Source organism: Paenibacillus sp. OAE614, assembly GCF_040546645.1.
Lineage (GTDB): Bacteria > Bacillota > Bacilli > Paenibacillales > Paenibacillaceae > Paenibacillus_AQ > Paenibacillus_AQ favisporus.
Genome location: NZ_JBEPOD010000001.1, coordinates 6,441,303 through 6,454,994, shown reverse-complemented (window position 1 = coordinate 6,454,994; position 13,692 = coordinate 6,441,303). Strand labels below are relative to the sequence as shown.

Here is a 13,692-nt window from a genome sequence, read left to right as displayed (position 1 = left end):
ACCGGCGTCAAACTTACCTTTTTCCCCTTCGTTAAGGGAACAAATGGGTTCCAAAAAGCCAAAAAGAAAGTTTTTTTAAATTAGTAGGTTGTAAAAACTAACTAAGTATTGTATTATGACTTACATAGAAACGAGCACAACAGGTGAGCGCTCAGCAAAGCAGATCATGACGAGAAAAAAATCAAGTAAGAGCTTCATTCGAGAAGGGATGGATCATCCGATGATCAAGGAAACGTTCGATGCGTTAATTATCGGCTTTGGCAAAGGCGGAAAAACGTTGGCCCCCTTTCTGGCCGAGCAGGGATTGAAAGTCGCCGTCGTGGAAAAGTCACCTCAGATGTATGGCGGAACCTGCATCAATATCGGCTGCATTCCCACAAAGGCGCTGGCCTATCAGTCGCATATCGTTTCGCAGGAGGAAGGGAACGGTCCGGAGTCCCGGCAGGCAAAGTATGCGCACGCCCTTCAAGAGAAAGATGAACTGGTTACCCTGCTGCGCGGCAAGAACTTCAATAACCTGAACAGCCATCGGGGGATCACGGTATTGACCGGGACGGCTTCGTTCCAATCCCCGCACGAGGTTCGGGTGGAAACGGAAGCTGGGGCCATCCTCGCCGAGGCCGAGCGGATTTTCATCAATACGGGGGCGAAGCCGATCCTTCCTGACATTCCCGGGATTGACGGAGCTCACGTCTATACGAGCACGGAAATGCTGGACTTGGCGAAGCTGCCTTCCCGGTTGGCCATCATCGGCGGCGGCTATATCGGCCTGGAATTCGCCTCCATCTATGCAGGGTTCGGCTCAGAGGTGACCATTCTTGAGAATGGCGGCGTATTTATGCCGAGAGAGGACCGGGAGATTGCCGAAGAGGTCAAAAAGGTGCTGGAGGCCAAGGGCATCCGCTTCCGGCTGCAGACCAAGGTGTCCCGGATTACGGAACAAGGGGAATCCGTTCAGCTGCTGCTGTCCACACCTGACGGTGAGGACACACTCCAAGCGGATGCCGTACTGGTCGCCACCGGAAGACAGGCCAATACGGACGGGCTGAATCTTGAAGCCGCAGGCGTTGAAGTGACGGAGCGAGGTTTCGTCCGGGTCGACGAGACGCTTCAGACCAATGTGCCGCATATCTGGGCGATCGGCGACGTGAACGGCGGCCCGCAGTTTACGTACATTTCGCTGGACGACTACCGGGTTCTCAAGAATCAATTGTTCGGCGACCGGACGCGTACGACCGGCGACCGGCGATTCGTTCCTTACTCCGTGTTTATCGATCCTCCGCTGGCCCAAGTCGGGTATACGGAACAGGAGGCGCAGAAGCGGGGGTACACCGTAAAAACGGCGAAATTACCCGTTACCGCATCGACGAGGGCACGCCAGCTGAAACAGACGGAAGGTCTGCTGAAGGCGGTCGTCGACGCCGAAACTGACCGTCTGCTCGGGTTCACCATGTTCGGTGCGGAGTCCAGCGAGGTTGTGAACATCGTGTCCGTGTTCATGCAGTCCGGGCAGCCGTACTCCGTACTCCGCGATACCATTTTTACGCATCCGTCGATGGCGGAGACGATCAACGACTTGCTCGGCGCGGTCAAGTGAGCTCTTCTACGAGCTCATCGCTTACATATTGACGGACACAATGCCATTCAGCTTAACACGATAAATCACATTTATAAGGGAGAGAAAAACCATGACGAAAGTAAAAGAGACGATGAAAGCCGTAGGCCTGTATAAGTATCTACCGATTGATCATCCGGAAAGCCTGATTGATGTTGAGCTGGATAAACCGGTGCCAACAGGCAAGGATTTATTGGTGAAAGTCCATGCCATCTCAGTGAATCCTGTCGATTATAAAGTCCGTTCGCCTAAAGACCGCGTGGAGAGCGTGCCAAAAGTGCTGGGATGGGACGTCGCGGGTGTGGTCGAGCAGGTAGGTCCGGATGTGACGTTGTTTAAGCCGGGCGATGAAGTGTACTATGCCGGCAGCATTACGCGTCCTGGCGGCAATAGCGAATTTCATCTCGTGGACGAACGGATCGTGGGTAAGAAGCCATCCACGCTGGATTTTGCACAGGCGGCGGCGCTGCCGTTAACGACCATTACAGCTTGGGAAAGCTTGTACGACCGGCTTGGTGTTTCCAAGAGCAAGGCGGACAACACCGGCAAAACCATCCTGATTATCGGAGCAGCCGGCGGGGTCGGATCTATTGCGATACAGCTATCCAAATATTCCGGCCTTACGGTCATCGGCACGGCTTCCCGGCCGGAATCGGCCGATTGGGTGAAAGGGCTGGGGGCGGACTACGTCATCAACCATTTTGAAGCGTTCCTGCCGCAGCTTAAGGCGGTCGGCATCGAGCAGGTCGATTACGTCCTCTGCTTGAACAGCACGGAGAAGCACTGGGCGAACATGGCGGAAGCGATCGCGCCGCAAGGCAAGATTTGCTCGATCGTGGAGACGGATGAACTGCTCAACCTGACCCTGCTCAAGAATAAAAGCGTCACGTTCGTATGGGAGCTCATGTTTACCCGTTCTACGTACCAAACGCCGGATATGATCGAGCAGCACAAGCTGCTGGACGAAGTCGCGCGCCTCGTGGACGAGGGCGTCATCCGGACCACCACAAGCGAGACGCTGACACCGATCAATGCAGCCAATCTTCGCAAGGCCCATGCTCTGCTGGAGACCGGCCGTACGGTGGGCAAGGTCGTATTGGAAGGATTCTGACGGGAGCCGCGCGGGGGCTGATTTGCGTGAAGCGGTCATTTGTGGCACTGTAGGATTAGAAGGCAGAACCACATTTGAGGCAAAGATACACGGGGGGTCATGGATATGCCGAAGAATATTTACAACCTGGATTGCAACATTGCGCAGACATTGAACATCGTTGGCGATCGATGGTCTTTGATGATCATACATGAAATTTTGGTCGGTAAAAAAACGTTCAACGAGATCAAGCAGGGGCTGGCGACGATCTCTGCGAATGTGTTATCCGAGCGGCTCAGACAGCTGGAGGAGGACGGGCTGATCGTATCCAACCTGTACTCCGCGCATCCTCCGCGGTATGAGTATGAATTGACGGAAAGCGGACGGGATATGGAAATGATCTTTCATGCTTTTATCCTATGGGGAGAGAAGCACCTGGATAAATGCTATAAAAGCCTGAAGCATACCGCCTGCGGCCACGAAGTCGAACTCCGCCATTATTGCCCGCACTGCGAATCGAACGTGGATGACATTACCGTTGTCCCCGTAGAAGATGCCAAGCAGCCGTAACGAACGGCCGCCGCAAAAGCTTCTTAGTCAGCCGGATCGCCTAGGGCGGTCCATTACACATAAAGAAGGGATGGATGACAAATGGCAAACACGACAATCACGCTGGAACAGGTATTGAATCAGCAGGTGGCGAACTTCAGCATTCTTTACGTTAAAATCCATAACTACCATTGGTACGTAAAAGGGGAACAGTTCTTCACGCTCCATGCGAAGTTCGAAGAGCTGTACAACGACATTACGCAAAAAGCGGACGACATCGCCGAACGCCTCCTGACGATTAAGGGAAGACCGGCCGCGACGATCAAAGAATATCTTAAAATCGGCACGGTAGCGGAAGCCACGGGAAAAGAGGACGCGCGCGGTATGGTGCAGTCGCTTATCCATGACTTCTCTGTAGTCAGCAAGGAGCTGCAGGACGGGATCCGTTTGGCGGAAGACGCCGGCGACCATCCGACGGCAGATATGCTGATCGGGATGCAGGCGGACCTCGACAAGCACGTCTGGATGCTGGAATCTTATCTTGGATAAAAAGGAAGAGCCCGGGGGCTAAAGCTCCCCGGGCTCTTTTAATAACGTCGTCCGTTCCCCGCTGTGCGTCAGCGTCAGCTTATGCATCGCCCTGGTGCAGGCGATATAGAGCAGCGATCGGTCCATCTCGTTCCGGTAGACTTCGCTATTCACGAAAGGAACGATCACCTCATCGAACTCCAGGCCTTTCGCCAAATGGGCGGATGTGACGATGATGCCCTCGCGGAACTCCTCGCTGTCGAAATCCAGCAGATACAGGTTGTCAAACGCGTCCCTCAAGCTTTGATAGACCTCGTCTGCCTGGGCCTTTGTTTTGCAGACGATCCCCATGGAACGCGACCCGGAATGCACAAATTCCCGGAGGACAGACCGGATCCGCTCGATTTCCTCCTCCTTGTCTTCGCAGGCAACCATCCGCGGCAGCTCGCCGTGCCGCTCAATGGGTACGACGCTGCTGTTGTCTTTGAGCTGCTGGGCAAAGGTCGTAATTTCATAGGTGGACCGGTAGCTCTTCAGCAGCTCGACCGTATCCGCGTTCGGGAACACTTTTTTGATCTCGGCAAGCGAAGAGGAGGAGTAGGGATTGACGGATTGGCCGGCATCGCCGAGGATCGTCTTGCGGCAGTTGAACAGCCTGGAAAGGACAGCGTACTGGATGGGCGTGTAATCCTGCATTTCGTCGACGATCAGATGCTTGACGAAATCAAACGGCGCCGTTCCTTCCCAGTACATTTTCAGGTAGATGAGGGGAAAAACATCCGAATATTCCAGCTTCTTCGGCCCTGCCATGCGAAGCAGTTCTGGTCTGCCCAGCCAGTCGTAAAAATCCTTGTACAGCGCCAGCAGGGTGGATGCACGAAACATTTTTTTAACGGCCGCCTTGATTTTGCGAATCCGGGGTGCGGACAGCCTCTGTCCATCCTCGTCCCTGAGGTTTGCCGCCGCCTGGTTTGCGGTCCGCTCGAGCCTGGACAGTACGGGCATCCGGCGGGTGCCGTCATAGATGGCTCGCAGCTCCGCGGCAGAAATCCGCAGTCCGTCGACCTGCACATCCTCCGGCGCAAAATAATGCTGCTCTGCATAAGCGACAAACTCTACCAGCTTCCGGATGAAGTCGGCAGTCGCCTTAAACCGGATGCGTTCGACCATGCCCGGGTCTTCTTGGTCCATCAATACGGTGACCTGCTCGTAGAACGTCTGGAAGCCGGCAATCCCCTTGAGCTCCGCTACCGCCAGCTCCTCGAGGCGCATTTCCATCATATTTTCTTCACCAAGCTCAGGCAGAACGCTCGAAATATAATCGGAGAACACGGTGTTCGGCGAGATGATCAGCACGTTTCTTGACGTCAGTGTCTCCTTGTAGCGGTACAGCAGGAAGGCGATACGGTGCAGGGCGACCGACGTTTTTCCGGAACCGGCCACGCCCTGAATGATGAGCTCATCGGAGGTTTCATTGCGGATGATGACGTTCTGCTCCTTTTGAATCGTGGCGACGATGTTTTTCATCTTTTCGTCCGAGGTGCTGCTGAGCTCCTTCTGAAGGACGTGGTCGTCGATGTTGATCGAGCTTTCGATCATATATTCCATGCGGCCGTCCCTAATTTTGTACTGCCGTTTCACCGTCAGCTCGCCCTCGATCCGCCCCAGCGGAGCTATGAAATAGGCGGGCCCGACGCCGAAATCGTAAAACATGCTGGCGACCGGCGAGCGCCAGTCGTAAATCAGATTCGTATGCCCGTCCGTCCCGGCAAAGGAATGAATCCCGATATAATAGGCATCGGCTTCTTTTAGGCCATTTTCCCGAAAGTCTACCCTGCCGAAATAAGGAGACTGGTACAGCTTATGCAGCTTCCGCTCCTTGTCGATCGCTTTCTCACCCGAGTCGATCTGAAGCGAGATGTCGACCTTGTTCGCGGCTCGCTCCGCGGGATCCAGCTGGGAAATGTTTTCCCACATATATTTTTTCGCCTCGATGACGTCGCGGTAGGAAGCGGATATTTTCCCGCGGATGTCTTCCAGCGCCCGTCCCAGCTTGTCTGTCATCGCTTCGGCATAACGCCTTTCATCGGCTTCGCTTTGGTTCAACATCTTAGACCCTCCCTGTGAAAGAATAAGTCTAAGTATAGAAAAAATCCGCCAAAAATATAGACTTATACTTCCGGCTGTAGTATTATAACTTGCACGTGGGTCCAGAAACACTTATACGGCACCACTTTACAGCATCAAAGTAATTAATGGGATAAACTACAGCCAGGTCCTTAAGGGGCCTGGCTTTTTGGTATGTACGTAACTACCTGGATTCAGATTCCGGAATGCGCTCCGCGTACTGCCGCTGCATGGCGGCCAGCCGGCCGTTAACCCATTCCCGGGCTTCGGGAGGCTCCATAATTACCGCCTCGGGCCCCAACATCCAGACCATATCGGCAAAGAACGCCACGTCCTTCCGGGGAATGGATATATCGATCCTGCCGCTGCCATCGGGCTCGCCCTCGATATAAGGCTGGAGCCTGCCGTTCCCTTCCAGCATTCGGACGCCTTCTGGAGTCAATCGAACGATGAAGTCGGTCTTTGGCGCCATCTTCAGCTCCTCCTCATTCCAGTTAAACACCGTTTTCTCATCAACCTCGTCAAGGCAGCGGACATCTTCATTCAGCACGGCCGAGCGGATGCGGTCGGCCCGGAACAGGCGATAAGCTTTACGGGTAAAGCAGTAGGCAGGGCAGTACCAGTATCCTTGGTCCGAGTAGAGGCCGATCGGCTGAATGACTCTTTCGTCCGCGGATGTGCCGGATTGATAGACAATGGTTGCGGCGCTGCGAATCATAACCGCCTGCAGCAGCACCTCCAGACACTCGGCCGGCATGCTGCGCCGGGGGCTCCAAATCGCCATTTTACCGGTTAAGCGGCTGATTCTCTCTTTCAGGTCCGGCGGGAGATAGTGATAGAACTTGTCGAGGGCGGAAGCGGCCGCTTTGCCGAACGGGACGGAGCCAAAGTAAGCCAGCGATTGGGAGGCGAAGAACAAGGCGGTCGCTTCGCTTTCGGTAAAAGCGATCGCGGGCAGCAGCCGCTCGTTTAACAGGCGGAAACCGCCGCCCCGTCCTTGGACGGAGTACACAGGGATGCCCAGCTCGCCAAGCTCGATGAGGTCCCTGGATATGGTCCGCTGGGACACGCCCAGCTCATCCGCAAGCTCGCGGAGGGTAAAGTTTTTCTTGGCATTGACGAGCATGATAAGCCGGATCAACCGCTGGGATTTATACATCGGCGTCCCGTCCTTTCATTTTTTTCTCAAGTGTATCACAAAAACAAGACAGCACCTGTCGTGTTTAAACGATATGATGAGTTCATAAGATTTGGAAAGGCATAATCAACCCCAATAGAGGAGGATGCTGTATGGAACCAATGGAAAAGGGAAACGAGCGTAGTCTGCAAGCATTTCATGCATTTCGCCGAGCGATTGAGGAAGGGGACACGGGGGCGTTTGAAGCGCTGGTGACCTCTGATTTTGGTTTTATCGTCCCGATCCCTTTTGAGGAATGGCAGGGAGAGCAGAGGGGAACCGGGAGGTTCCGGGAATTGGTCGAGCTTGAACGGGCAAGCATGAGTGCCAAACTAACGCCGGTCATCTGCGTAGAGCAGGAGGATACCGGGATCGTTATCTTTCAAGCGGAGGGGATCTTTAACGAAATGCCGTACAAGAATGAACTGGTAATCGTGTTCCGTTTCGAGCAGGAACGGATCCGCTCCTTCCGGGAGTATGTAGGCGTCACTTCCCACCTGCTTGCGATAGCGAAGTCGTAAGGCATGAAAACGGGCAAGGCCGGGAATAAGCACGAAGGGTGCCCTCGGTCTTGCCCGCATGTTTGCTGCCCGCTGCGCCATGTTATTCGGTTGTCCGGCGGGACGGAGTAGGCTCATCAAACTGCCGGTCGATCAGCACTTGGCAGGCGTTCAGAAAATATTCGGCATGGTAGTACCCCTTATCCATGTAGGCACTCATCATGGCGCCATCCTTCAGCAGCTGAAGCTGGTAAGTGAGCTGAACCGGGTCGCGGGCGCCGGCCTGGCGGGCAATATCCTCAATATTTTTCCAAAGGGTGGAGCGGTATGTTATGGCTGCCTGGTGTCCGGGATGGTCCTCATCCGGAAATTCGACGATGGCGTTCATAAAAGGACAGCCGCGGAATCGGGAGCTCTTCATCCGTTCAACCAATTCATCCAGGAGGGCATAGAGTTGCTCTTTGGGCGAATCGGGGAACTGCCGCCTCACTTCTTCAACGGCTTCCATTCTAGTCTTGGAGCGCAGTTCCAAATAGGCCACGACCAGATGGTCCTTGGTCGGAAAGTTGCGGTAAAAGCTCGCCTTGGCGACCCCCGACTCTTCAATGATCCGGTCGATCCCTACAGCGCGCACGCCTTCGCTATAAAATAAATCGGACGCCACCTTCAGTATCCGTTCTTTGGCGGATTCCTTCTTAGTCATTCTAATCACCTGTTCCTGAATAAGGTAAATTCGCTGTTGACATGAGACAGATCTGTCTGTATCATACGATTATCAAACGAGACAGATCTGTCTCATTTATTTTAATGGCTGATTCCGGCTGCTGTCAAATATCCGGATTCGCCAGAGGAGGATGAAGCAAGCGATGAACCAACCGGTCAATTCCATTCCCGCGCCTCTTGCGCAGGCGGCGGCTGAGCCGCGCCAGAGGCCGCGTTTAATGCTGGCGGTGATGCTGCTGTCCGTATTTATGGCCGTAGCGAACATTTTTATCATCAATGTGGCGACCCCTTCGATTCAGCGGGGGCTTCACGCCGATTTCTACGGCGTACAGTTCGTCGTTTCGGCCTACACCTTGTCCTATGCCGTGGCCTTGATTATCGGCGGGCGGCTGGGCGACCGGTACGGACGGCGGAAGATGCTCCTGATCGGCGTGGCCGGCTTTACATTAACATCCTTGTTATGCGGCATTTCGGGCAGTGTCGGTGTGCTTACGGCCATCCGCGTGCTTCAAGGCTTTAGTGCGGCGCTGATATCGCCGCAGGTGCTGTCCCTCATTCAGGCGCAGTACCCGCCGGAGAAGAGGGGAATGATCTTCGGGCTGTATGGCGCAGCCCAGGGATTGGCCGCTTCGACCGGCCAGCTGATCGGCGGTTTGCTGCTCGGCTGGAATCCGTGGGATCTCGACTGGCGGCTGGTCTTTTTCTTCAGCGTCCCGATCGGATTGATCATCCTGGCGATGGCTCCGTTCGTTCCGGAATCGAGGGATTCGGACCGCTCGCGGATGGACTGGTTCGGTGCGGCCGTGGCGGCGGCAGGACTGCTCCTCCTCGTGTATCCGCTGGTCCAGGGGCAGAAGGAGGGGTGGCCGGCGCTGCTCGTCATCAGCCTGATTCTGTCCGGCCCTGTCCTCGCCGTATTCGTATGGACGCAGCGTAGGCTGCTTGCCAAAGGACGCCGGCCGTTTATGAACGTAAGGCTGTTCGGTCAGAAAGCATTCAGCTTGGGCCTGGCCGTGATCTTTCTCATGATGACCGCTCAAGCCGCCTTCTTTCTGATCACTGCCTATTTGCTGCAGATGGGGCATGGATTCAGTGCCCTGAAATCCGGATTGATCATCCTGCCCATGGGCATCGGGTATTTTCTGGCCTCGCTGTTGTCCCCGAAGCTGGCGGGCAAAATTGGAGCCCATGTCCTTACAGTCGGTTCGGTGCTGACCTCCGTCGGCTATTTCGCGGTCGCGCTGACGATCTGGGCCACCGGGTGGTCGCCGAACGTATGGTTCTGGCTGCCGGCTCTGGTCCTGCTGGGCATAGGCCAAGGCTTTATCGCCGCGCCGCTGACCAATGTGGTGCTGTCCAAGGTAGAAAAGCAGGATATCGGGTCGGGCTCCGGCATTTTGACGACCGGGATGCAGCTCGCCTCTGCCATCGGTATCGGCCTCATCGGAATTGTCTGGATGAGCTCATTAAGCCATTATGCCAATCAGGCGGAGGCGCGGACCGAGCTTGAACTGCGGCAGCATCTGACATCCTACGCCTTGTCGGAGGAGCAGGGGCAGACGGCGCTGGCCAGGCTGCGCGATTGCTTCCCGGCAGCGGCCGGTCAGGCACAGGCGGCTCCCGGCGCATGCAAGGTTACCGCTTCCGCTGCCGGGGGTGCCGACAGGCTGGTGGCGGACGGCGTATCGCAGTCGAATGCGCGCAGCTACACGAGCGCCTTTATCCTCAGCATGACGGTGCTTGGATTCTACACGATGCTGATCATTCCGATGACGGTCGCTCTCGCCAGGAGAAAACGGAAGAGCTGATGGAACGCTGGACAAACCGGCAAGGGATTTAAGATCGTCCGAGGCTTCCCAATTATCGGATCGGATGATCGTGTCCCGCTCGTTAATCCGGCAGCCCTAAGCTATACGTTCTTATCTTCAAAAAAACCCTGCCGATTCTTCAGGAGAATCGGCAGGGTTTTGGCGCTTTTAAGCAAGTTGCGTATACGTTGATATTACTTAGGCTGTACCGTATCGGCGTCCGACGTCACAATGATCGCTTCGGCACTCGTGATGCCGGGAATCGATTTGGTCATGATTGGAGAATGATAGGCGATAATTTTGGTGCCAGGGCGAAGCTTGGTATCGCCGCCCATCGTAGGGATGACCGGCGTATCTTTCGAGATGTTCAGAATGACGTCGTTGTCGGTGGAATCATCGGACCCTACGTTTACATAGACCTGATCGGCTGAAGCGCGGTCCGATGCTTTAACGGTACCTTCGATTTTAACCGTTTCCGCTTTCTTCACCACGATTTTTCCGGCATGCGTCTGGGCCGGATAAATCATCGTCATGATATCGCTGTAGTATGCGTCCACGCGGGTATCCGCCTTCAGGGCATCCTTGGTCAGCGCCTTGCCGTCTTCGTCGACGATTTGGGTTTTGTCATCGACGGAGAGGATGACGTAGTTGACGCCGCCCTTGTCATGCGCCTTGCCGACGACCGTCACTTTGCCGTCCGCCGTATTGGTGACGATGCCATCTGTGCCGGCTTTGAGTTCCTGATCTGTATTTCCGGTTTCACCACTTCCGGTGTCTTCCGTGTTCACGATCACATAATTGGTTCCGGCTTGAGGCGGCAGGCTCATGGCCACTTCAGGACCATAGAAAGCTCGGATGCTCGTGCCCTCTTTAATATCGCCGCTGGTCAGCGCCTTGCCGTCCTGGCTGAGGATGGTGGCTTTATCGGCCAGGTGCAGAAGAATCGTGTCCTCATTAGAGGTGTAAATATCGGTTCCTTTGACCAGGATGCCGTTCTCTCTCACTTCGGATACAGTACCGTCAATGGCGGTAAAGCTCTTATCCTGAACGACAAGCGTTAGCGCCGTGCCGCGGGCCGGAAGGCTTTTCGTAATATTCGGTCCATAGAACGCCTTCACGACTTTTTTCTCATCGATCACGGTTTTCAGGGGAACGCTTTTCCCGCGGGCATCGATGATCTTGGTCTCCGGCGTGATGGCCAGGACGATTTGGCTTTGATCGCTTGGAGCCAGCCCCCGTCCCGTAACCGTAACGGATTTGCCGGTCTTGTCGTTCACGAAGTTCGTGATTTGTCCCCAGGTGGCAGGAACCACTTTGGCCTCATTTTGAACCTGGCCTTGTCCGCTTTGAGCGGCTGCGGGCGGCACCTCCTGGGCGCTGGCTGCAACCGGAACGGCTGCCAGAGCGAAAATTGATGCGGTTGCCAATACTTTGTAAATTTTGTTCATCTGTCATTTTCCTCCTCTATATGGCGTTCTTGCGAGTGCGGATCGGAATGTTTCACCGTGCATGCAATTGGTAAATGATGCTTGCTCTTCATAGTTCCTGACGAGGCGGTCATGCCAAATGTTGCACATTGCAGGCAAATTCACAGCGTTCTCCGTCCAATAACACGCATATGGGCTGGCGGCCATACAATGGGGAAAGAACATTGAAGCTGGAGGTAGCCTGATCATGAGAATGACGCTGGATCTTGCCAAAATGCTGCTCGAAGCAGCCGAGAAAAAAGCCAAGGAAATGGGGCTGGCGGAGGACATCGCCATCGTGGACGACGGTGCGAACCTGGTCGCCTTTCACCGGATGGATCACGCCCGGATCGGGAGCATCGATATCGCCCAGAACAAAGCCTGGACCAGTGTGGCCCTGCAGATGCCGACCTCGAATCTGACCAGAACGGCTCAGCCCGGGCAGCCATCCTTCGGGATCAATACGACGAATCAGGGCAGGGTGGTCATCCTGGGGGGAGGAATCCCGTTAAAAGCAGGCGATGTCATCATTGGGGGCATCGGGGTCAGCGGAGGGACGAGCGAGCAGGATATTCAGGTGGCGGAGGCTGCCGTGCAGGCTTTTGAGCGCTGGATGCAGCGGTCGGACCTTCGGAGCATCTCGTTTCGGATTGGATCGAATCAGTCGTAAAGGTTGCTCTCGCGGTACGGCTGGAACCGGTGACGAGAAAAAACCTCCATCCGGCCTGCATGTGAGGCGGGTGGAGGGCTTTGCTTAACTAGTATGGTGGATCAGAACGCCCAGTTGCCCTTACGGAATACAGGTTCCCTTTGGCCGTCCGCCGTGATGCCGTCGATGTCCATGTCCGCAGAGCCGATCATGAAATCCACGTGGATCATGCTGTGATTCAGCCCGGCACGGTCGAGCTCTTCCCGGGTGAGCGAGGTTCCGTTCTCGATGCAGGTCGGGAAGGCTTCGCCCAGGGCCAGATGGTTCGAAGCATTTTCGTCAAATAGCGTATTGAAGAAAATGAGCCCGGTCTCCGAGATCGGCGAGTGATGCGGCACAAGCGCGGCTTCGCCCAAATAGCGGGCCGACGCGTCCATGTCGAGCATGCCCTTTAAAAATTCGTATCCTTTCTCTGCCGTAAAATCGACGACCTTTCCGTCCTCAAACGTCAGGCTGAAGTTCTCGATCAAGTTTCCCTGGTAGCTGAGCGGCTTGGTGCTGCGGACGGTTCCCCGGGTCCCTTCCCTGCGGGGCGAAGTAAACACTTCTTCCGTCGGAACGTTCGGGTTGAACTCATTGCCCGCTTCGTTTCGGGCGGTACCGCCGTTCCAGACATGATGCTCCGGAAGCTCGATCAGCAGGTCGGTGCCCGGAGCTTTATAATGAAGCTGCTTGTACTGCTTGCGGTTCAAATATTCGCGTTTGCTGCGCAAATTCGCATTATGCTCGTTCCAAGCCTGGATGGGATCGCCGCTGCTCACACGGGCAGTTTGGAAGATCGCCTCCCACAGCGCCTCGACCGCGGCTTCCGGTGCCAGGTCCGGGAAAACCAGCTTCGCCCAGGCTTCGGACGGAACGCCTATAATGGACCAGGTCATTTTGCTTGCGGACATATACTCCCGCCACTTGGAGAGTGCGACGCTGGCCGCTTTGGAGTGGGCTGAGATCCGCTTGGGGTCCACGCCCTTCAGCAGCTCGGGATTGGCCGATTCAATAAAAAGAAATGCCCCGTCATTCTCGGCGAATTCCTGAACCCACTTTGCTCTCCATACCGGATACTCCTGAAAAGCCTCGTCAGGAGCGAGATGGTATTTCAGCTGTGTGCTGATTTCGTCCTGCCACTCAATATGAACCAGCTTCGCCCCGGCTTGATACGCTTGCTTGGCGATCATGCGCACGAATTCCGGCACATGGATCGGAGCGCTGATCCACAAGGACTGCCCCGGCTGAATATGAACCGCAACATGGACGGCGAGCTCGGCGTATTTTTCCAAACGGTCTAAAAAACTCATAGACTTTTTCCTCCCCAACATCGGCAGATTATAACAATCTATTAAGGATTCGCCCTTTCTTCGCCAGTTCCTTCCAGCTTTCGCGCCGCCGGAGGCCTCCAAACAAAT

Annotated in this window: 12 protein-coding genes; 7 read left to right on the top strand and 5 right to left on the bottom strand. The window is 55.2% G+C overall.

Annotated elements, in window-relative coordinates; translation table 11 throughout:
• Positions 1-220: 220 nt before the first annotated feature.
• The 4 genes from ABIE48_RS29670 to ABIE48_RS29655 all read left to right on the top strand — a co-directional run bounded on the left by ABIE48_RS29670 (position 221) and on the right by ABIE48_RS29655 (position 3,803).
• Positions 221-1,597, top strand: coding sequence for an FAD-dependent oxidoreductase (locus ABIE48_RS29670; RefSeq protein WP_192716196.1), 1,377 nt, complete (start codon positions 221-223; stop codon positions 1,595-1,597).
• 91 nt (positions 1,598-1,688) lie between these two features.
• Positions 1,689-2,726, top strand: a complete 1,038-nt coding sequence (locus ABIE48_RS29665; RefSeq protein ID WP_145027079.1) for a zinc-binding alcohol dehydrogenase family protein — start codon at positions 1,689-1,691, stop codon at positions 2,724-2,726.
• Positions 2,727-2,831: 105 nt separating this feature from the next.
• The gene (locus ABIE48_RS29660; RefSeq protein WP_076172945.1) at positions 2,832-3,275 is read left to right on the top strand and encodes a winged helix-turn-helix transcriptional regulator; all 444 of its coding nucleotides are present in this window, start codon (positions 2,832-2,834) and stop codon (positions 3,273-3,275) included.
• 81 nt (positions 3,276-3,356) lie between these two features.
• Complete coding sequence (locus ABIE48_RS29655) at positions 3,357-3,803, top strand: Dps family protein (RefSeq protein WP_145027077.1); 447 nt, start codon at positions 3,357-3,359, stop codon at positions 3,801-3,803.
• Between the two features lie 18 nt (positions 3,804-3,821).
• Here ABIE48_RS29655 and ABIE48_RS29650 read toward each other — a convergent pair whose 3' ends face one another.
• Together ABIE48_RS29650 and ABIE48_RS29645 are read right to left on the bottom strand one after the other, a co-directional pair.
• Positions 3,822-5,891, bottom strand: coding sequence for a HelD family protein (locus tag ABIE48_RS29650; RefSeq protein ID WP_192716053.1), 2,070 nt, complete (start codon positions 5,889-5,891; stop codon positions 3,822-3,824).
• Between the two features lie 202 nt (positions 5,892-6,093).
• Positions 6,094-7,068 (bottom strand): helix-turn-helix transcriptional regulator, encoded by a 975-nt coding sequence (locus ABIE48_RS29645; protein ID WP_192716052.1) that lies wholly within the window; start codon positions 7,066-7,068, stop codon positions 6,094-6,096.
• 131 nt (positions 7,069-7,199) lie between these two features.
• Here ABIE48_RS29645 and ABIE48_RS29640 point away from each other — a divergent pair, with 131 nt between their 5' ends.
• Positions 7,200-7,607, top strand: coding sequence for a nuclear transport factor 2 family protein (locus ABIE48_RS29640; RefSeq protein WP_354520222.1), 408 nt, complete (start codon positions 7,200-7,202; stop codon positions 7,605-7,607).
• A gap of 82 nt (positions 7,608-7,689) precedes the next feature.
• Here ABIE48_RS29640 and ABIE48_RS29635 read toward each other — a convergent pair whose 3' ends face one another.
• On the bottom strand, positions 7,690-8,289 hold the full coding sequence (locus ABIE48_RS29635) for a TetR/AcrR family transcriptional regulator (protein WP_192716051.1): 600 nt from the start codon (positions 8,287-8,289) through the stop codon (positions 7,690-7,692).
• 163 nt (positions 8,290-8,452) lie between these two features.
• Between ABIE48_RS29635 and ABIE48_RS29630 the strand changes: the two genes are divergently transcribed.
• Positions 8,453-10,117, top strand: coding sequence for an MFS transporter (locus ABIE48_RS29630; protein WP_192716050.1), 1,665 nt, complete (start codon positions 8,453-8,455; stop codon positions 10,115-10,117).
• A 194-nt stretch (positions 10,118-10,311) separates the two neighbouring features.
• On the opposite strand, the gene ABIE48_RS29625 is transcribed toward ABIE48_RS29630, so the two are convergent.
• Entirely contained in the window at positions 10,312-11,565 is a 1,254-nt protein-coding gene (locus tag ABIE48_RS29625; protein WP_192716049.1) for a peptidase, read from the bottom strand.
• Positions 11,566-11,791: 226 nt separating this feature from the next.
• Here ABIE48_RS29625 and ABIE48_RS29620 point away from each other — a divergent pair, with 226 nt between their 5' ends.
• Positions 11,792-12,253, top strand: coding sequence for a GlcG/HbpS family heme-binding protein (locus tag ABIE48_RS29620; RefSeq protein WP_483312672.1), 462 nt, complete (start codon positions 11,792-11,794; stop codon positions 12,251-12,253).
• Positions 12,254-12,354: 101 nt separating this feature from the next.
• On the opposite strand, the gene ABIE48_RS29615 is transcribed toward ABIE48_RS29620, so the two are convergent.
• Positions 12,355-13,584, bottom strand: coding sequence for an aminopeptidase (locus ABIE48_RS29615; RefSeq protein ID WP_192716048.1), 1,230 nt, complete (start codon positions 13,582-13,584; stop codon positions 12,355-12,357).
• Positions 13,585-13,692 lie beyond the last annotated feature (108 nt).